The sequence below is a fragment of the Gilvibacter sediminis genome (genome assembly GCF_028561565.1).
GTDB classification, from domain to species: domain Bacteria; phylum Bacteroidota; class Bacteroidia; order Flavobacteriales; family Flavobacteriaceae; genus Gilvibacter; species Gilvibacter sediminis.
Genome location: NZ_JAQQTE010000001.1, coordinates 83,834 through 104,820, shown reverse-complemented (window position 1 = coordinate 104,820; position 20,987 = coordinate 83,834). Strand labels below are relative to the sequence as shown.

14 protein-coding genes are annotated in these 20,987 nt (G+C 44.4%); 2 read left to right on the top strand and 12 right to left on the bottom strand.

What is annotated here, in order from left to right:
• Window positions 1–28 precede the first annotated feature (28 nt).
• Window positions 29–736, bottom strand: a complete 708-nt coding sequence (gene pyrH, locus POW22_RS00395) for a UMP kinase (protein ID WP_272830387.1) — start codon at window positions 734–736, stop codon at window positions 29–31.
• A 143-nt stretch (window positions 737–879) separates the two neighbouring features.
• Between pyrH and POW22_RS00390 the strand changes: the two genes are divergently transcribed.
• The gene (locus tag POW22_RS00390) at window positions 880–1,587 is read left to right on the top strand and encodes a spondin domain-containing protein (RefSeq protein ID WP_272830386.1); all 708 of its coding nucleotides are present in this window, start codon (window positions 880–882) and stop codon (window positions 1,585–1,587) included.
• Between the two features lie 72 nt (window positions 1,588–1,659).
• On the opposite strand, the gene tsf is transcribed toward POW22_RS00390, so the two are convergent.
• From tsf to POW22_RS00365, 5 genes are all read right to left on the bottom strand, one after another.
• Window positions 1,660–2,481: a translation elongation factor Ts gene (gene tsf, locus POW22_RS00385; RefSeq protein ID WP_272830385.1), complete on the bottom strand. Its 822-nt coding sequence runs from the start codon at window positions 2,479–2,481 to the stop codon at window positions 1,660–1,662.
• Window positions 2,482–2,534: 53 nt separating this feature from the next.
• Window positions 2,535–3,329 carry a 30S ribosomal protein S2 gene (gene rpsB, locus POW22_RS00380; RefSeq protein WP_272830383.1) on the bottom strand — a complete coding sequence of 265 codons (795 nt, stop codon included), beginning with the start codon at window positions 3,327–3,329 and terminating at the stop codon, window positions 2,535–2,537.
• A 150-nt stretch (window positions 3,330–3,479) separates the two neighbouring features.
• The gene (rpsI, locus tag POW22_RS00375; RefSeq protein WP_272830382.1) at window positions 3,480–3,860 is read right to left on the bottom strand and encodes a 30S ribosomal protein S9; all 381 of its coding nucleotides are present in this window, start codon (window positions 3,858–3,860) and stop codon (window positions 3,480–3,482) included.
• A gap of 9 nt (window positions 3,861–3,869) precedes the next feature.
• Window positions 3,870–4,313: a 50S ribosomal protein L13 gene (gene rplM / locus POW22_RS00370; protein ID WP_272830380.1), complete on the bottom strand. Its 444-nt coding sequence runs from the start codon at window positions 4,311–4,313 to the stop codon at window positions 3,870–3,872.
• A gap of 214 nt (window positions 4,314–4,527) precedes the next feature.
• Entirely contained in the window at window positions 4,528–5,961 is a 1,434-nt protein-coding gene (locus POW22_RS00365) for a T9SS C-terminal target domain-containing protein (protein ID WP_272830379.1), read from the bottom strand.
• Window positions 5,962–6,111: 150 nt separating this feature from the next.
• Between POW22_RS00365 and POW22_RS00360 the strand changes: the two genes are divergently transcribed.
• On the top strand, window positions 6,112–8,769 hold the full coding sequence (locus POW22_RS00360) for a DUF5916 domain-containing protein (RefSeq protein ID WP_272830378.1): 2,658 nt from the start codon (window positions 6,112–6,114) through the stop codon (window positions 8,767–8,769).
• 3 nt (window positions 8,770–8,772) lie between these two features.
• Here POW22_RS00360 and polA read toward each other — a convergent pair whose 3' ends face one another.
• The 6 genes from polA to POW22_RS00330 form a co-directional block, all read right to left on the bottom strand.
• Window positions 8,773–11,610 carry a DNA polymerase I gene (polA, locus tag POW22_RS00355; RefSeq protein WP_272830377.1) on the bottom strand — a complete coding sequence of 946 codons (2,838 nt, stop codon included), beginning with the start codon at window positions 11,608–11,610 and terminating at the stop codon, window positions 8,773–8,775.
• Between the two features lie 167 nt (window positions 11,611–11,777).
• Window positions 11,778–14,300: a tail fiber domain-containing protein gene (locus tag POW22_RS00350; RefSeq protein WP_272830376.1), complete on the bottom strand. Its 2,523-nt coding sequence runs from the start codon at window positions 14,298–14,300 to the stop codon at window positions 11,778–11,780.
• Window positions 14,301–14,420: 120 nt separating this feature from the next.
• Window positions 14,421–16,919 (bottom strand): tail fiber domain-containing protein, encoded by a 2,499-nt coding sequence (locus tag POW22_RS00345; protein ID WP_272830375.1) that lies wholly within the window; start codon window positions 16,917–16,919, stop codon window positions 14,421–14,423.
• 148 nt (window positions 16,920–17,067) lie between these two features.
• A complete protein-coding gene (locus POW22_RS00340) occupies window positions 17,068–18,975 on the bottom strand; it encodes a sensor histidine kinase (protein WP_272830374.1) in 1,908 nt (635 codons plus the stop codon).
• Window positions 18,976–19,665, bottom strand: coding sequence for a LytR/AlgR family response regulator transcription factor (locus POW22_RS00335; RefSeq protein ID WP_272830373.1), 690 nt, complete (start codon window positions 19,663–19,665; stop codon window positions 18,976–18,978).
• A gap of 326 nt (window positions 19,666–19,991) precedes the next feature.
• Entirely contained in the window at window positions 19,992–20,987 is a 996-nt protein-coding gene (locus POW22_RS00330; RefSeq protein ID WP_272830371.1) for an isoaspartyl peptidase/L-asparaginase family protein, read from the bottom strand.

Below are 20,987 nucleotides of genomic sequence, written 5' to 3'. Positions count from 1 at the left end.
GGATGTCAAATATCAGGCCAAAAATTCGTTAAATATTCACCTTAGTTCCGATCTTTTCACCGCTGATCACTTTGTAGAGATTCCCTTGTGTATTCATATCAAATACAATGATTGGAAGCTCGTTTTCCTGACTCAAAGTAAAAGCAGTGGTGTCCATAACCTTTAGGCCCTTCTTAATAACATCGTCAAAGGAAATATAGTCAAATTTTGTGGCGTCGGAGTCTTTTTCTGGATCACTGGTGTAAATTCCATCCACACGTGTTCCTTTTAAGATCACATCGGCTCCGATTTCAATAGCTCGTAAAACGGCCGCTGAATCTGTGGTGAAGTAAGGGTTTCCGGTCCCTCCACCAAAAATTACTACACGTCCTTTTTCCAAATGACGGATCGCCTTTCTACGAATAAACGGTTCGGCCACCTCATTTATTTTTATCGCACTTTGTAAACGCGTCGGAACTTTATTGTCTTCTAGAGCACTTTGTAGCGCCAAACCATTGATCACTGTGGCCAGCATACCCATATGGTCACCTTGAACACGATCCATGCCTCGGGAAGCTCCCGCAACACCTCTAAAGATGTTTCCGCCACCAATCACGATAGCTACTTGTACCCCTAAATCCGTTATTTTTTTGATCTCTCTGGCGTAGTCGTCTAAACGCTCTGGATCGATACCATATTGGCGATTTCCCATAAGGGCTTCTCCGGATAATTTGAGTAAAATTCTGTTGTATTTCATGCCTTAGCGCGGGTTTGTGCAAATATAGTCAGAAAAAGTAATTTTTTATTTTGTTGAACGTTCGTATACTTGACCTCCGATGAAAAAAATCGGGAGATTAAATTCATCAAATCAAATAATACTATCTTTAGAAAAAATTAATTATGCAAAAGTTTCTATCTCTAGCTCTATTAGCAGCTCTAGTTTTTACAGGCTGCTCGAGCGACGACGACAACAACAACACTGACGATGGCGGAGGAGAAGGGGACAATCCGGTAACTGCCACTTACCGCGTCACCTTTAACCCGAATTGGACTGAAGATCAGTTCCCAACAGATTATCCAGCTAATGCTGCATTCTCTAATATTTTGGTAGCGGTTCACGCACCGGGTAACAATGTTTTCAGGTTGGGTCAACAAGCAAGTGCCGGATTGCAGGTATTTGCGGAGACTGGAGACAGTAGTGCTTTGGCCACGGAATTGACCAGTTCAGGTTCTGAAGACAGCGTGGATTTCTTCGTGACTTCTTCTGCTGCTGGAGCAGGACCAACAGCAGCACAATCTGTAAACGTAACAGTAGATCCTGAAAAGACTTCGATTAGTTTTGTGGTTTCCTTGACGCCGAGTCCGGACTGGTTTGCAGGAGTTGACGGTTTCTCTATTGTTTTGCCAAGCGATGCTTTGGTGAGCGAGGAGACCTTGACACTTTCTGTGCTTGACGCTGGAACCGACAGCGGAGACACTTACAACGCTGCAGACAATCCAACGAGTCCACAAGGCAATATTACTGTTGTGAATACGCCTCCAATTGGAACCTCTGGAGGATTGACGCCAGCTATCGGATCAATCACCATTACGCGTACTGATTTGTAAGCACCCAAAAAAAAGACCATAAAAAAACCCGCTTCTAATGAAGCGGGTTTTTTATTTTATATCGTTGAATGCTTATGCAAGAGCAACGCGCTCAAAAGAAACAACATTCACATCACCAATAGTCTTAACGTACTGGCTAACGCTTTGTTTGTTGTCTTTGATGAAAGCTTGGTTAACCAAAGTGTTGTCTTTAAAGAAACGCTTTAGTTTTCCTTTAGCGATGTTGTCTAACATCTCTTCTGGCTTTCCTTCTTGACGCAATTGATCTTTAGCGATCTCGATTTCCTTTTCAATGGTTGCCTGATCAACTCCAGACTCGTCTAGAGCAACAGGGTTCATTGCAGCGGCCTGCATTGCAACATCTTTTGCTACAACATCAGCACCGTCAACATCAGCAGAAAGACCTGTAAGAACAGCGATCTTGTTCCCTGCATGGATGTAAGAACCTACAAAAGGAGCTTCCAATACACGGAAATCACCGATCTCGATCTTCTCACCGATAACTCCAGTTTGCTCAGTCAATTTGTCTTGAACAGAGATACCGTTAAAATCTGCAGCCAAGAACTCTTCTTTAGAGCTGCTTGCCAAAGCCAATTCAGCTAGGTCATGAGCCAAAGAAACGAAAGAATCGTTCTTCGCTACGAAGTCAGTTTCACAGTTCAAAGAAACGATCACTCCTTTAGAAGCACCATCGTTTACCTTTGCAATAACAGCTCCTTCGCTAGAGTCACGATCAGCACGCTTTGCAGCTACTTTCTGACCTTTTTTACGAAGGATCTCAATCGCCTTGTCGAAGTCACCATCGGCCTCAACCAAAGCTTTTTTACAATCCATCATCCCCGCTCCAGTTGCTTTACGCAATTTGTTTACATCTGCGGCTGTGATATTTGCCATTTTTTTGTGTTTTAAGTGTTGAAAAACTCAAGCGGAATTCCGCTCGAATACATTTATTCTTCTTCTTGTTTTGCAGCTGGCTCAGCTTTTGGAGCTGGTGCTGCTTTCGGAGCTGCTTCAGCCTTTGGAGCTGCTTTAGCTTCTCCTTCTTTAGAGGCTTTACGCTCTTCCAATCCTTCAATGATCGCGTCAGAAACCTGAGCAACGATCTTTTCGATACTCTTAGAAGCATCGTCATTAGATGGAATTACGTAATCAACTTCACGAGGATCACTGTTGGTATCAACCATAGCGAAAATCGGGATGTTCAATTTTTGTGCCTCTTTTACGGCGATGTGCTCACGAGTCGTATCCACGATGAACAATGCACCTGGCAAACGGCTCATGTCAGAGATAGAACCTAAGTTCTTTTCTAACTTAGCACGTAGACGGTTTACTTGAAGCTTTTCTTTCTTAGAAAGAGAGTCAAAAGTACCGTCTTGCTTCATACGATCAATAGATGACATCTTCTTAACTGCCTTACGGATAGTTACGAAGTTGGTCAACATACCACCTGGCCAACGCTCAGTGATGTAAGGCATGTTTGCTTTGCTCGCTTTGTCAGCAACGATATCTTTCGCTTGCTTCTTAGTAGCTACGAACAAAATCTTGCGTCCGCTAGCGGCGATCTTTTTAAGCGCCTCGTTAGCTTCGTCAATTTTTGCAGCAGTCTTGTAAAGGTTGATGATGTGGATTCCGTTGCGCTCCATATAGATATAAGGAGCCATGTTTGGATTCCATTTACGGGTGAGGTGCCCAAAGTGCACCCCGGCGTCGAGTAATTCTTTTACTTCGATTTTCTTTGCCATTTTGTTTTAGTTTACGTTCTGTCTAGATAGCAACGCACCCTTTGGGGTGGTTTAGATGCTAAACTAACTTCCTGCCCTTAGGCAGAAATAACAGCTGTTTCAATAATAAATGAACGGATGGCACTTGCCTCAAGCGGCAAGTGCGGCCAATTAACGTTTAGAGAACTGGAATTTCTTACGCGCTTTCTTCTGTCCGAATTTCTTGCGCTCTACCATTCTTGGATCTCTAGTCAACAAGCCTTCTGGTTTCAGATTTGCACGGTACTCCTCGTTCACTTCGCACAAAGCTCTTGAGATCGCCAAACGAACAGCTTCTGCTTGTCCGGTGATTCCACCTCCGTATACGTTAACATCGTAGCTTCCTTCGTTGTCAGTTAACATGAACGGTTGGTTCACTTTGTAACGTAGTGCGTCTGTAGTAAAGTATTCATTCAATGAACGCTTGTTTACAGTGATGTTTCCTTTTCCTTGAGAAACATAAACGCGAGCAACGGCAGTCTTTCTTCTACCAATCTTGTGAATAACTTCCATTACTTTTCGTTAAAGATTAATTGTTTTTGGTTTTTGTGCTTCCTGTCCGTGTTCAGCTCCTGCGTAAACTTTTAGGTTTCTAAATAATTGAGCACCTAATTTATTTTTTGGGAGCATGCCTTTTACAGCTTTCTCAACAACACCTGCAGGATTCTTTTCTTTCAACTCTTGAGCAGTTAGTGAACGCTGTCCACCTGGATAACCCGTATGACGGATATACGTTTTATCGGCCCATTTGTTTCCAGTAAGTACTACCTTTTCTGCGTTGGTGATGATCACGTTGTCACCACAATCCACGTGAGGGGTGTAGCTAGGCTTGTGCTTTCCTCGTAGCAATTTTGCAACTTCAGAAGCCAAACGACCTAACGTCTGTCCTTCAGCATCAACGTGCAACCACTCTTTTTTTACAGTGCTTTTGTTTGCAGATGCTGTTTTATAACTTAATGTATCCACCCTTTTAATTTTTTGTATTAAACATTCCTTATTTGGACAAAATCGGGGTGCAAATGTACTATTATTTATTTGAATAACAAGGCGGCAAGGCTAATTTTGAACTGCGGATAGAACTCACCACTAGAGATTCTATTTTTTGATTTAGAACTCCAGCAAAAAAGCGATTCAATCCCGGAGGAATAAATCGCTTTGCTTTACGCCGATGGTATGACGTCTAGTCTGCGTCTAAGCAGCCTAGTTTAAGTATCCAAAAGTCTTCTGCGCCAAGGTTGGCGACGGTTTTATCTCCGCTAATGTCGCCCGTAGAATGACCAATTACCAAGAAGCTGCCATCTGCAGTGGGCACAATGTCACTCACGTAATCATTACCAAGAGCTCCGAGGCTTAATTCGTTAATCAATTCGCCATTAGCGTCCAAGGCTGTAAGCCAGATATCAAAGAACCCTTGATTCTCTTGGGTTTTATCTCCAGAGATCCCAGCAGAAGAGTATCCTCCTAGAATGAAACTTCCATCGCTCAATTGATTCACCGTCAAAGTTTGATCGGAGAATTCCGTCCCGAGTGTATTCTGCCAAAGCGGGCTTCCGCTAGAAGAGAAGGCTGCAGCGAAATAATCTATTTCCCCGTTGTTGTCTTGGGTAATGTCTCCAGAGGTATTGGAGAAGGTACTGCCGCTAACCACAAAGCTCCCGTCAGCAAGCAACAAAAGACGGCTGACCAATTCATTCTCTGTACCTCCGAAGGTTTCATCCCAGATGGGTGTACCGTTGGCAGCAGCTTTGACGATCCAATAATCAGAGACTCCTTGTGAAGGTTCTGTTTTATCAAAACCAGCATCAGAGATGGAACTGCCTACCATCAAAATTTCGTTCTCTGCAGTTACAGCCATATCGTACAGACGATCCGTCTTATTGGCGCCAATGGTGTTCTCCCAAAGAATGTTGCCATCGGTGTCTACCTTTAAGAGCCAAAAGTCTAGAGATTCAATATCTCCAAGGGAGTCTTCTGCTTTATCCGATGACGCAGGAGAGTTTGATGAGGATCCGATGATATAGTTTCCATCGGCAGCCAATCCCAGGGCTCGAATTTCTTCATAACCACTGCCGCCATAGGCTTCTTCCCATTCCAAACTACCGCTGCTGCTCAATTTCACTAACCAAAGGTCTGGCTCACCGAGATTGGGCTCAGCTTTATCACCCGAGGTTCCCGAACGGGAGTAACCGCCAATTAAAAAACCGCCGTCTGGAGTTTCTAATCCTGCGTAGGCAACATCAGCAGCATCCCCACCAATGGTCTTGTCCCACAATACGTCGCCATTCCCATTCATTTTTACGACCCAGAAATCTAGGTCGCCGCGAGAGGCTTCTGATTTGTCTCCCGAAATGTTTGATTTAGAAGCACCAATTAGCAAATAATTACCGTCTGAGGTGGTTATTGTTTGATTTACTATGTCTGCGTCATTCCCACCTATGGCTACTTGAAACTCAATACAGGAAACCGCTTCTGGGTCGTCATCTTCGGTTTGTTCATTTTGAGGATCATCCGGTAGCACATCATCGTTATCCGAACAAGAAGTCATTACGCTGAAGGCGATCAGAATTAAAAAAGTTGGAAAATATTTAAGCTTTAATGAAGTGTATTTTTTCATAGGGTGTGTTTACTTATATTGTACAGCACCTCCCAAATGGTTGCGTAGCGAGGTCGAAAAACAGGTCGAATCGTTAAACTTCTATTAAAAAAATCTTAAAAACTGTCACGTTCCTGACTATTGGATGTCCTTTAGTCAAACTAACTAACAATGTTGCGTACCCTTTCACTAACCGCAGCCCTTTCTCTATTGGCTGTAAGCGCTCTTTTTGCGCAGGACACTACTTATCCAAAACGCTCCTACACGACTACTTCCATTGGAGATACCGCCGCTCCCAAAATTGACGGACTGATAGATGATCTGGCTTGGGATCTGGTAGAGTGGACTACAGATTATGTGGAATTCCAACCGGATGTAGGCACACCGCCTACCGAGCAAACCAAGATGAAGATCATTTACGATCAGAAGAACTTATATGTAGCCTTTAAGTGTTATCAAGAAGATCCTGCTACCATTGAGCGTCGAATGGGACGTCGTGACGACTTCCCAGGAGATTGGGTGGAGATCAATTTAGACAGTTTTGGAGATGATCGCTCCGGATTCAGTTTTACCATTTCTGCCAGTGGCGTGAAAGGGGATGAGTTCATTTCAGAGAATGGTAATTTTGACGACAGTTGGAACCCTATTTGGTATACCGATGTTAATGTTGATGATGAAGGGTGGACGGCAGAGATCCGCATCCCGCTGAGTCAGCTTCGCTTTGGAAACGATTATGAACAGGTATGGGGCCTTCAATCTACGCGTCGCTATTTTAATAATGAAGAGCGTTCCCTATGGCAGCCACTACCGGCAAACCCGCCCGGCTGGGTGAGTGAGTTTGGAGAGTTACGAGGCCTTATCGGACTCACTCCGCAGAAACAATTAGAAATACAACCTTATACGCTTGCACAGTTAGATACCTATGAGCCCGTGCAAGGAAACCCATTTAGAGATGGTCAAGACACCAAGTTTACCGGGGGATTGGATGCCAAGATCGGGGTGACCAATGATCTTACCTTAGACCTTACCATCAATCCAGACTTCGGTCAAGTAGACGCAGATCCTGGGGCTATTGCCCTAGATGGATTTGAGATCTTCTTTCAAGAGCGCAGACCTTTCTTTGTAGAGAACAAGAACGTCTTTGATTTTAGATTGGGTGGTGGAGCAGACAATGTGTTTTTCTCCCGCCGAATTGGGCGCAGCCCGCAGGGTGGAACAACTGCGAGAGCCTCCAGAGGAGAATTTGCCGATGTGCCGATCAATTCAACCATTCTAGGTGCTGCCAAGTTCAGTGGGAAGACCAAAGACGGTTGGGCTATTGGAGTTTTGGAAAGTGTAACTGCTCGCTCGGTGGCAGAGATCACCTTAACAGATGATGAGGACGTTTTGGCCAGTATTGACGAGCTTGGAGAGGAGCGGGAAGAGGTCGTGGAACCTTTGACCAATTATTTTGTAGGTCGCGTACAGAAGGACTTTAATGATCGTAACTCGTATATCGGTGGAATCTTTACTGCGACGCATCGCAATATGGAAGACCGATTGAATTTCCTGCATTCTCATGCCTATTCAGGCGGCTTGGATTTTAAGCACAATTGGAAGGACAGAAAGTATTATGTAGAAGGAAGCGCCGTGATGAGTACGGTGCGTGGAAGCAAAGAAGCCATAACCAGAACCCAGCGCTCCTTGACCCACCTTTTTCAACGTGTAGATGCAGGGCACGTGGCGGTGGATACCACGAGAACCAGCCTGAGTGGAACTTCAGGTCGATTTGAGATTGGGCGTCAAAGTGGGGACTGGCGTTATAATTTTGGTGGAAACTTCCGCTCCCCGGAACTGGAGCTGAATGACATTGGGTTTTTGCGGCAAGCAGATGATATTCGCCAATACGCGAACGTTCGCCGCTTTTGGAACCGACCTACCTCTTGGTTTCGCGAAGCGAATGTGGGAGTCAATCAATTCACTTCTTATGATTTTGAGGGGAATTACAACCGCATCCAATACGAGATCAACGGTTTTGTGAACTGGAAGAACAACTGGTTTACAGAAATAGGTGCTGCCCACAAGCCGCGGATTTACACGAATACCTTTTTACGTGGAGGTCCACGCTGGCGTTTTTCTGATGAGAACTTCTTCTTTGTTTTCTCCGGAACCGATCAGCGTAAACGACTCAGCGGAACCTTAGGTTATGTGCATTCTGATGCAGACAATCTGGATTTCCAGTTTAGAAGATACGTTTTGCGCTTGCGCTATCAGCCCATTAACTCGCTCAGCGCGTCTTTGAATGTGGAGTACGAGCAGAATCCGAATAAAACGCAATACGTAACCCAAACATCCTTTGGTGAAACGCCGCGTTATATTCTTGGAGAGATTGATAATGAGTCTTTGAGCACAACCTTAAGAGTGAATTACAACATCAATCCAAACTTGACGATACAGTACTACGGACAGCCGTTTATATTCAAAGCGAGCTTTACGAATTTTAACTATGTAAACGATGCTACTGCAGAAGAACTCAGCCAGCGAGTGACTTGGTTTGACGAGCAGCAGATCTCCTTTGCTGATGGCTTGTATTCTGTGGATGAGGACCGAGACGGCACTACAGATTACGCCTTTGGCGATCCCGACTTTGCCTTTGTACAGTTTAGATCTAACCTGGTATTGCGTTGGGAGTATATTCCGGGCTCTGAGATCTTTTTAGTCTGGTCACAAGGGATAACGGGCTTGGGTGATCCGAGCAATGATTTCAATACCATTATTGACAATCAACTGCTGCAACAGAGACCGCAGAACACCTTTTTGATCAAAGCGACCTACCGCTTTGTACTTTAAGAATTAGTGGGCTTCGAGCCAGTTTTGGCCGAGGCCCATATCCACAACTAAAGGAACTGCCAATTTATAAGCAGCTTCCATTTCTGTGCGGATCATAGCACTGACCTTTTCCAGTTCGGGTTTGTATACATCAAACACCAATTCATCATGCACTTGAAGCAGCATTTTTGTTTTGTAATTGTCTGCTTCTAGTTTTTTGTGGATGTTGATCATCGCTATTTTGATGATATCCGCTGCACTTCCTTGAATAGGTGCGTTCACTGCGTTACGCTCAGCAGCCCCGCGAACCACGGCGTTGCGGCTGTTGATGTCCTTTAGGTATCTACGTCGGCCTAAAACCGTTTGTACATAGCCGTTGTCGCGTGCAAAATCCACTTGGGCGCCCATATAGTCTCTGAGCTTCGGGTAGGTCTTGTAATAGGTTTCAATGAGCTCTTTAGCTTCTGTCCTGTTGAGATCGGTTTGATTGCTCAAACCAAAAGCAGAAACTCCATAGATGATTCCAAAGTTGACCGTCTTGGCGTTGGAACGTTGCTCACGTGTCACTTCACTAGGATCAACACCAAACACCTTGGCAGCTGTTGAGGTGTGAATGTCCTCACCTTTATTAAAGGCCTCAATCATATTGTCTTCTTCACTCAAGGCAGCGATGATTCTCAGTTCAATTTGCGAGTAATCCGCCGCGAGTAAAACGTGCTCTTCATCTCTAGGGACAAACGCCTTTCTCACTTCGCGTCCGCGTTCGGTACGGATCGGAATGTTTTGCAGATTGGGATTGTTACTGCTCAGACGACCGGTAGCGGCCACAGTTTGCATATAATCAGTATGAACCCTTCCGCTTACCTCAGAAACTTGTAGCGGCAGTGCATCTACATAAGTGCTTTTGAGTTTGGTGAGTCCGCGATAGCTCAAAACATCACGAATGATCTTGTGATCCTTGGCCAGGTAAGAAAGTACGTCTTCTGCGGTAGAATACTGACCAGTTTTGGTCTTTTTGGGTTTGTCTACCAATTGCATCTTTCCAAAGAGGATCTCACCCAATTGACGGGGCGAGGCAATGTTGAATTCTTCCCCAGCAGCCTCGTAAATGTCGGCCTCTAATTTTTTGATATCAGTATCTAAGGCCGATGAAAGTTCGGCTAAAAACTCTTTGTTCAAGTTGATTCCTTCCAGTTCCATAGAAGCGAGCACGCGCAGTAACGGCAGTTCGATCTCTTTAAAGAGCTTTTGGGTATTGGCCTCATCCAACTCTTGAACAAAATGTTGTTTGAGTTGGAGGGTGATATCGGCATCCTCTACGGCGTATTCAGTTTGTTTGCTCAGAGGAACGTCTCGCATAGAAAGTTGATTCTTTCCTTTTTTGCCGATGAGCTCTTCGATCTTGATCGGCGTGTAGTTTAAATAGGTCTCAGACAGCACATCCATATTGTGGCGCATGTCTGGATTGATCAAATAATGCGCGAGCATGGTGTCAAAGAGTGGTCCTAATACAGGCATGTCATATTTGGCCAGCACTTTGATGTCGTATTTTAAGTTTTGCCCGATCTTTTCTATCCCTTCGGATTCAAAAAACGGACGGAATCGCTCCAACAAATCTTGACATTCTGTTTGGTCAGCAGGGAAAGGAACATAATAGCCCTTGCCCACCTCCCAAGAGAAAGCAATTCCAACCAATTCGGCAACCAAAGGATCTAAACCAGTGGTTTCGGTATCAAAACAAACGCTGCTTTGCTTGAGGAGTTTGTCTATCAAAAGTGTAACTCCTAATGCTGTATCCACACTTTGGTAAAAGTGATCCGCCACTGCAGCAGTTTGTCTGCTGGAGCTCGTCGCAGCCGCTGCTGGAGTATCGCCTTGAGCATCAAAAAGGGAAAACTGACCAGCACCCGCAGTTTTGGTAGCACCCGCAGAAGCAGCAGGCTTCGGTTGCTCTGAACTAGAAGAAGTTTCTGAGGCTTGCTGATTGAAGGTCTTTAGAAAATTATCGATCAAGCGTCTGAATTCCAGCTCTTCAAAAATTGCCTTGACCGCTTCGGTATCCGGTTCTGACATCTCAAAGTCTTCTGCGTCAAATTCCACAGGAACATCCAATAAGATCTTGGCGAGTTCTTTAGACATGAGGCCTAATTCTTTGGCGCCTTCAACCTTTTCTTTCATCTTTCCTTTAAGCTGATCGGTATTGGCCAGAAGCCCCTCCATAGAGCCGAATTGCTTGATAAATTTCTTGGCTGTTTTGTCACCCACTCCGGGAAGCCCAGGAATGTTGTCTGCACTGTCTCCCATCATCCCCAAATAATCAATGACCTGTAAGGGATCATCAACTTCAAATTTGGCTTTAACTTCTTCTACACCCCAAGTCTCATATCCGCCACCAAAAACTGGGCGGTACATAAAAATGTTCTCACTTACCAATTGGGCAAAGTCCTTATCTGGGGTCACCATAAAGGTCTGATAGCCTTCTTTTTCTGCTTTTTTGGCCAGGGTTCCAATGACATCGTCAGCCTCAAATCCCGCCTTGACCATGATGGGAATGTGCATGGCCTCTAGGATCTTATAGATATAGGGAACTGCAAATAGAATAGGTTCTGGAGTTTCATCCCGATTGGCCTTGTAGTCTGCAAACATTTCATTGCGGACGTCACTACCGCCTTTGTCAAAACAAACCGCCAAATGGTCCGGGCGTTCGCGCTTGATCACATCCAAAAGTGAATTCATAAAGCCCATTATGGCAGAGGTATTCTCTCCTTTGGAGTTCACACGTGGATTTTTGATGAAGGCGTAATATCCCCTAAAGATCAGGGCGTAAGCATCGACTAAGAACAGTCTTTTGGAATCGGACATAATTGTGGTTCGTTGTTGCGTTTAAAGGTACAAAAACCGAGGCGTTGTACCTGTAAAAGTTATGAACCATTATGCTTGGAAACCAAAGGGACTAAAAAGAAGAAAAGCCGCTCCCCATGGCGACTTTTCTACGAACACACAACGTTCATCCCATTGTACGTTGTGGTTTATTTTTCGGCACTGATTGAGGCCTGATTATTTTTTTCTAAGGTGTTTCCTTCTAATGCTGCGATGCGCGCTTCTAAAGCTTGATATTGCGCAATCGATGCCTTTAGCGCATCATTCTCAGCTTGCAACTGAGCCACATTTTCCTCTAAGTTGATGACCTTTTCTTCCAGCTCTTGAATTCCTGCCGTTAGTAGAGGAGTGATTCTCCCGTAGTCTACCATCATAGGGTTGGTTTCTGGATCGCTGTCTTCCTCACCTGAAACTGCATAGGGATAAACGGTATTGAGTTCCTGCGCCAAAAAGCCCATTTCTTGATAGCCTCGGTTGGATTTAAACTCATACCAAAGCGGATTGATCTCTGAGATCATACTCAAAGCGCCGTCTACCTCTTGGAAGTTGGTTTTAAGACGTGCGTCTGAAGTAGTCACGTACTGCACCCCGATTCCCGATGAGGTTCCTGCAACGCGTCCGGCAACAGTCACCCCGACGTTTCTAAAGAAGCCTACATAATAGGCTCCAGTGGTAGGCAACGAAGCGGCTAAGCGCACGCTGATCCCGTCAGAAGAAACTCCTGTGTTTGTATTGTAAAAATCACCCACATAGGTGGTGGTATTGTCCGTTACGTCCAATTGGTTGTTTGGACTGGTCATCCCGATACCAACTTCTCCGCCGTTAAAAAAGGAATCTCCATTACTATTGATCCTTGTGCGCACACTACTGTTGTAAAGGTCTAAGATCCCTGCTCCGCTGGAATCGTAATAACGTCCGGTAACCGTTGCGGTAGTGGATCCGTTTCTCCAGTAAGTGTCTCCGCCTATATTTAATAACGAGCCTGCGGTTGCTTCAAAAAAGCGCGTGCCGCTGGCCGCAACAGCAAAGTCACCCGATGAAGTTAAATCGTGAGTCAAATCATAAATGCCGTGATCTATACTTGTAGTTTGTGTTAGTGTTCCGCCTAAGCCAATTCCAGAACCAATTCCCACAACTCCGTTTCTAGGGGAGACAGCACTGGCGGCGGTTGTCCAAATGAGAGATCCTACACCAGTGCTTTTCAAAATTTGATTTGGTGTTCCATCTATTGAAGGAAATTCATACCCGTTGCCGGGATTACCTACTGTAAGTGTACCATTGATTCTAAATGTTCCAAGGGTAAAATCTCCCAACACTAGAGGAGTTGATGTAATTGAATTACTAATGTGTAATTGGTTGGATCCTGTTTCAAAATATCCGGCACTGTAACCAATAAAGACATTTCCATCTCCCGGTGCTTCGCTTCCCGTGAATGCACCCAAATAAGTGTTCCTTGAGCCCGTATTTGTATTGGAACCAGAACCTGATCCTAAGTAGGTATTGTTAATACCGAGAATATTTGAGGAACCGCTAGCGTATCCAACAGCGGTATTATTTCCACCTGTTGTTATTCCGTCTAATGAATGCGACCCGAAAGCTGTATTAGAGCTTCCTGTGGTGTTATTTACCATTGCCTGATACCCAAAGGCTGCATTTGTTATCCCAGTAGTGTTAGAAGTCAGAGCGTTATAGCCCACAGCTGCATTTAATCTTCCAGTGGTATTACCGTTCATTGCATTATAACCAATGGCCGTATTAAAATTGGCTGTTGTACTATTTCGTAAAACTCCGTTACCAATACCTACATTGAAGCTACCCGTGGAGTTAGTTCTAAGCGCTTGATAGCCTATAGCTATATTGTCCGCACCCGTATCGATGTTTCTTGAACTTTCGAAACCAATCGCAATATTTCTCGAGGTCGAAACGCCAGCATTAGCACCAACAAGTGAATTTCCGCCTATTGATATATTATATAAGGATGATCCAGAAATATTGAACATAGAGTTTCCTCCAATACCTACGTTCCAAGCACCTACATCATTATAGTAAAGTGCATTTGTACCAATTGCTATATTAACAGTACCCGTAGTATTGGAGAACATAGATTGAGAGCCTATAGCCGTATTGCTACCTCCAGTTGTATTGGTGATCATTGACGAAAACCCGATCGCAGTGTTTCGTCTTCCCCAAGTATCTGCTCGCAGACTCCCAAAGCCTACAGCAGTATTGTTGATTCCGGTGTTCACAGCGCTTAAGCTTTGCTCGCCAATTCCCACATTGTTATTGCCACCCTCATCATTAGCACCAGCACCATTTCCTAAAAACAAAGAAGAACCGTCATTAACTCCATCTGAGAGTTCATTGATCTGGCCTGCACCGTCACCGACGGCTTCCCAAGTGGTGGTTCCATTATTCCAGAAGTAAAAGCCCGGGAGATTACCGCCGTCTGCAGTGGTCAAATAAATGAGCATACCGTTTTGGGCGGCTCCAGGATCTGTAGTTGGAAACTGATCAATGCGAGGAATCAAGATCCCATCGGTGTTGGATGGATCGGTCGCATCAGAAGCTGAAATATCTAAACTGGCGTTTGGGGAAACATTGTTTATTCCTACTTGCCCGTAAAGGGAGGTGGCAAACAGGAAAAGGCCTAGAAGGCTTAATAATGATTTCATGTCGACGGTTTTCCTTTGGTTATCGTCAAACTCAAAAGGTTAACATCAAAATAAAAAAAAGCCGCTCCCCACGGCGGCTTTTCTTCTCAAAACACAACAATGCATGAGCACTATTGTTGACTATTCTTCTGAAACCGCAGGAGCGTCAGTCTTGTTGGAATTATCACTTCCTTCAAGAGCCGCAATTCGCGCTTCAAGTGCTGCATATTGATTCAACTGTGCCTTTAATTGGGCATTCTCTGCTTCAAGTGCTTGTACCTTTTCATTGAGTTCTTTGATACCTGCGGTGAGTATTGGAGTTATCTTGGCGTAGTCTACCATCATGGGTTCCGTTTCAGGATCACTGTCGGGACTGCCGGCTACAGCATTTGGGTATACCTTTTGAAGTTCTTGCGCCAAAAAGCCCATTTCTTGATGTCCTAAATGGTTCTTGTATTCGTACCACTGTGGATTCATTCTAGAAATCATGGCTAGGGCTCCTTCAACATTTTTGAAATTTGTTTTTAAACGCGCATCCGAGGTCGTGCTGTATAAGAGGCCTCCAAGGCCATTCCCCGTTACGCGTCCTCTTATTGTGCTGCCTGAACTATAGAATGCGATAAAGAAATTACTGGTCGACACCGAGGTATTATTGATTCGTATTGCTAAACCATCAGCATTGGTTGATGAGCTTCTGTTGTAAATCTCGGCGATAAAACCGTTGGCATCTGCGCCATCTACATCCAATAATTCGTTCGGAGAAAAAGTTCCTATCCCAACATTACCTCCATTGAAGAAAGAGCTGCTATTAGAGGAAATTCTGGTGCTTATTGAGCCAGTTCCATACAGGTCCAAGGTGCCGGAGCCGCTCGAACTGTACATTCTTGCCACATTAGTTCCACTTGTGGTGGTGTTGCGCCAATAGGTTTCCCCTCCGACATACATATTTCCAAGTCCGTCCATCTCAAAATGATCAATTCCCGAATCTGATATAATAAAACTTCCAGATGAATTCAGATTAAATTCTAGATCATAAAACCCTTGATTGATGGTGGTATTCTGTGCTAAAGTTCCTCCTAGGCCAACGCTTGAACTGATCGTTGATAAGCCGTTTGTAGTTGACGCGCTAAAGTCAGCCCAAGAAATGCTCCCGGAACCATTGGTTCTCAATACTTGGCCAGCGGTACCATCAGTATTGGGTAATTCATACCCCGTCCCGGATGGGTTCCCTACTTGAAGTTGACCATTTATGCGGAGATCGTTGGATATAAAGTCCCCCCAAATCAAAGGGTCCACTATCCCTGAATTGTCTATGTACAATAAGTTGGACCCAGTTTCATTGGAACCTGCGGCAGTTCCAATAAAGACATTGCCAGATCCAGAAACGTTCGATCCTCCGGCTGAACCTCCTAGGAAAACATTATTTGAACCTAGATTTGTAAGTCCAGCGAAACTACCCAGCATGGTGTTAAAAGTTCCAGTTTCATTTGCTGTTCCAGCCTGATTTCCCATAAAGGTGTTGTTGCTTCCTGAGGTGATATTTCTTCCAGCAGAATATCCATAAACCATATTGCGTTGCCCAGTGGTTATATCACGAAGAGCAGATGCGCCAGTAGCCACATTGAAACTTCCACTCGTAACGGATTCCATGACGTAATCACCAATTCCGACATTCTGTTCTCCTTCGGTCAAATTAGCCAAGCCCCTGTAACCAATAGCGACGTTATGATCAGCGTCTGTTGAGGTAGAACTGGCAGACATTGCAGAGCGCCCAATGGCAATATTATAGTCTGAATTGACAAGTCCAGAAAGCGCATTATTTCCTAAAGCAACATTGAAGTCCCCGCTGATATTAGCGGTCAGCGCACCGCTGCCAATTCCCACATTTTGAGTGCCGTCCGTATTTCCAGCAAGTGCAGTGCTACCAATGGCAGTATTTAGTGTTCCGGTGTTGTTTTGGCTTAAACTAGCATAACCAATAGCTGTATTATTTATTCCTGTTGTGTTGGCATCCAAACTAAAAGAACCCACACCAACGTTTTGACTTCCTGTTGTGCTGCTTAGACCGGCTTGAAACCCGATCATGGTATTGTCGTTTCCAGTAGTGTTGGTGGGGAGTGACTGTCTTCCGACTGCTGTATTTCCAAAACCTGTGGTGTTATTGATCATTGCCAGCGATCCAACGGCGGTATTGGAATTCCCAGAGGTATTGTTGGAAAGACTAAAGAGTCCAACCCCTACATTGGAGTTAGCTCCGTCATCATTCAAACCAGAACTCGCACCTAAGTACAAAGAGGAACCATCAGCAATACCATCTGTGAGTTCATTGATCTGTTCGGCTCCACTGCCGGAAATACTGTCCCAAGAGGTGGTGCCGTTGTTCCAAAAGTAGAATCCTGGTGGATTTCCCCCGTCTGTAGTTGTGAGATAAACCAACATGCCGTGTTGCGCTGTGGCTGGATCTGAAGATGGGAAGGCATCGATCCGAGGAATTAATAATCCGTCCGTATTCGCTGGTGTAGCTTGATTACTTGCAGTTATGTCTAAACTGGCGTTTGGTGAGATGTTGTTGATCCCAACTTGGGCGTGAAGATCAAGAGCCGCAAAGGCAAGGATCACTAAGGGTAAAATTCGTTTCATGCGATTGTGTTTTGAATGTTTACCGTAGCAAAAGCAGGGGTAGGTAGGGCAAAAAAAGGTGGGGATGACCTTTTCTGATACCTAAAGTAATGTCGCTTAGTGCCTTACCCAATAATTTTTAGTGAAGGCCGTCAAATTTTTAGTGAAACTAGCTTAGCAAGTTGAATTTGGTAATTTCCAGGCTGGCAAGCGTACCTTGATTAGGTCCTGGGCTAAAGGTTAAATTGGCCTTCAGCTTCTTAGAAAGTGCTTTCATCAGCTTAATTCCAAAGGAACTTTCTGCAACTTCTTCTGGCATGCCTTGACCGTTGTCTTGCAGTTCTAATACTAGCGCATCGCCTTTTTGATCAAAACGCAGCTGCATCTCGCTGGTATCGTTTACCTCAGGAAAGGCATGTTTGAGCACATTAGTGATGAGCTCGTTCAAGATCAAGCCAATTGGTGTGATGGTTTCAATGTCCAGCACCATAGGTTTGATGTCTGTGGCGTATTTGATGGGTTTACTTTTAAACTGATGGGATTCAAAGATATCACGGGTCAAGTCTTCAAAATACTCTTTGGTATTGATGCCTACCAATTGATCCTTGTTGTAGAGCTTCTGATGAATAAGTACCATAGAACGCACTCTGTTTTGTGCTTCTTTTATGGCGAGTTGCGCTTCTTTGTCTTGAATGTTTTCTGATTGCAGATACAGCAGAGAAGACACAATTTGAAAGCTGTTCTTCACACGGTGATGAATTTCTTTGAGTAAGACATTCTTTTCATCCAAAGTGGTTTCCAAAAGTGATTTTTGACGCGCTAGTATCTTGTTCTTTTGACGGTTCTTGAAAAAGAAGTAGAGGACCAGCAACAGCACGATCCCGCCCGCCCAAAGAAGGGCGGTCAAAAACTTCTTATTCGCCTCGGTGCGTTGCAGTTCAAGCTCTTTTTCTTGAGTTTGATATTTTACCTCGTAGTCAGCGATCTTAGCCAGAACCTCAGAGTTTCTAAGGCTGTCCTCCATAGCTTTTTGATCTAAAAGTATGTTGTAGGCGCCTTTATAATCGTTCATGGCTAAATACACGCGTTGCAGCATTTGGCGCTCGCTGGTATTGCCGTATAAATAGTTGGCAGCATTGAGTTTTTCAATAGTGTTATTTAGATAGGGCAGGGCTCGCTCTGGCTGTCCGGCTTTTAAAAGGGCACGAGACAAGGCAATGGTGCAAACAGAAAGTGCATTGTAGTTGGAAAGGCTGTCAGATACCTTAATGATGTTCTCCAAGTTAGCAATGGCCTTCTCAGAGGAGTCGTTGAGCAATACTTGATCTATGGGTAAATGATAGTCTGGGGTGTTAAACGTCTTTTCTTTATAGTAGGCGGAAAGCTGCTCCGTGAAATAAGCCAAGCGGTCCACTTGATCCACTTGCTTGTAAAAGTCCACCATCAGAAATAACAAAAAACCTCTTCTTCCATGCTTGGGAATATCGGCAATGGCACTCCACGCCTTTTCTAAGTATTCCCCTTGGGCCTGATAATTACCCAAAATATGCTCTATATCAGAGCGCATGCGATACACCACCTCATAGAGATCTCTCGGAATGTCTTGATATTGGGCTAGGATATTTTCTGCTCTATTGTTGTACAAAGAAGCAGAATCTGCCTTGGCAACGTTGATGTAGTGAGCGGTCAAGGAGGATAAACAGTCAAAGATCAATGCTGGCTCACCATAAGATTCAGACATTGCAAGACTTTGCTTTCGCAATGTTAAAGAAGCTCCCACATCTCCTTTGCGCAAATAAAAAGGCGCAAAATTTAAATTGGTATTGATCATGATCCCTGGCCGGTCCGTAATGGAGTCCATGATTTGATGTACTCGTATTGGATCTTTACTGCGGATGTAGGATCGTGATAAAGCGTAAGAGGCGTCTGAGATCTGCTCTTGGGGAAGCTCAAGGATACTGTCTATTTGCTGTTTTAATCTTTCTGGACTTACCGATTGCGCATACCCTAAACCTGTAAACAGGATCAGTATGAAATGCAATGTGATAAGCGTCTTGGGGGTAGTGGTAAATTTCATTTAACGTTGACTCATCAAAGTTTCTACTTCTGCACGGTTTTTAGCGCTCATGGGTAAGTCTTCTTCACCCAGTAATACGCTGTCTTTGGTCACCGCGGTGACCTGATCAATATTCACCACATAAGAACGGTGAATGCGAACAAAACGATCATCTGTGAGACCTTGCATTTGTTTTTTTAGGGTATGCGGTAACAAATAGGTCTCATGCTCGGTAATGATATAGCAGTAATTGTCATAGGCCTTGAGGTACTTAATGTTTTCTTTGGCGACCTTGTGCGTACGGCCATTGACCCTTATGATCAAAGGCGCGGGTGGCGTTTTCTTTTTAAGCTGATGCCAGGCCAGTTCAATATTACTTCTCAAGCCAGATTCTGTAAATGGCTTGGCAATAAAACCTAATGGGTGTACCTCTTTGATACGATCAATGGTGTTTGGGTCGGTTTGAGAAGTGAGAAATAAATAAGGGATATTGTGCTGATCCAAATGAGCTGCAAGATCGATCCCATCCTTTTCGCCGTCTAATTGAATGTCTAAAAGGACCAGATCTACCGAATTTTTTAATAAGATCTCTTCGGCAGTCTCATAACTATCTGCATCTCCAATGACCAAATAGCCCTGTTTTTCCAGTGCCGTTTCTATGGTCACCGCAATGAGCGGTTCGTCCTCTACAATTAGAATTTTAAGTGACATATCTTCTAAAACTCGCGTTAAGCTACTGAAACTAATTCGTTTGGGCCTAATTTTTTAGTTAGTGCGGCTGTTTTTTTAGTGAATGCACCTGGAAATACTGGGGATGAATGCAGAAAATAGAAAAGCTGCCATAAATGACAGCTTTTCGCCCCAAATTTGATCGATTACCCGAAGGTATCAACCTACTTATGTAACTCAAAGATAATAAATTATTACGGCTAAACCGTAATAAATTTTTGACTTCTATTTGAAATACAGGGTTTTACCTTTTCTAAAAGTAGGAAGACACTGCGGTCTAATTTCTGCGATTGTTTTAAAGTCTGGTCTTAGGCTTCTTTATTAAAGTAGTCGGACTCAAAGTTTTTATTTTCGGTAGCGTTGTGCTCAGTAGCCCAAAAACCTTTGTGGATTGCGTAGTAACCCGTCTCACCTTTTTTATTCATTGCAATATAACCCACTTGGAAGTCTTTATAGTTACTTCCGGGTTTTGAAACGATTCGCTTTATGGCCTCTTCACAAGCTTCTTGGGGAGATTTCCCTTGGCGCATCAGCTCCACGATCAAAAAACTTCCAACAGTTTTTACTACTTCTTCACCCAATCCAGTAGCTACGGCAGCTCCAACTTCATTATCCACAAAGAGTCCGGAGCCAATAATAGGGCTGTCTCCCACACGGCCTTGCATTTTATAAGCCAGACCACTGGTGGTACATCCTCCAGCAAGGGTTCCGTCCTTGTCCATGACCAACATGCCAATGGTGTCGTGGTTCTCAATATTGATTATGGGTTTGTATTGAGAGGTTTCCTTCCATTTCTCCCAGGCGGCACGAGATTCTGGAGTGAGCAGATCTTCAGCTTCCAGTCCAATAGCTCTGGCGTGCATCTCTGCACCTTCTCCTGCAAGCATAACGTGCGGAGTATCTTCCATTACAGAACGTGCCACGGTAATGGCGTGGGTAGTGTTTTTGAGAAAGACCACAGAGCCACAATTGCCGGTGTGATCCATGATACAAGCATCTAAGGTCACATTGCCATCCCGATCAGGTAGGCCACCTTTGCCGACAGAGGAATTCTTTACATCGGCCTCTTCAATTTTACAACCCGCCTCTACAGCGTCTAAGGCAGAGTTTCCAGCACTCAGGCTTTCCCAAGCGGCTTTTGTAGCATTGTTGACATTCCAAGTGGCTAAAACCAAGGGGCCGCCCGGTCCGGTTTCTGTTGCTTGGGCTTCTTGGGTGTTGTCTGCACAGCTCATTGCCGCGGCTGGAATTCCCAAGGCTAAACTTCCTAAGGAGGTGTTCTTTAAAAAGGTTCTGCGTTTCAT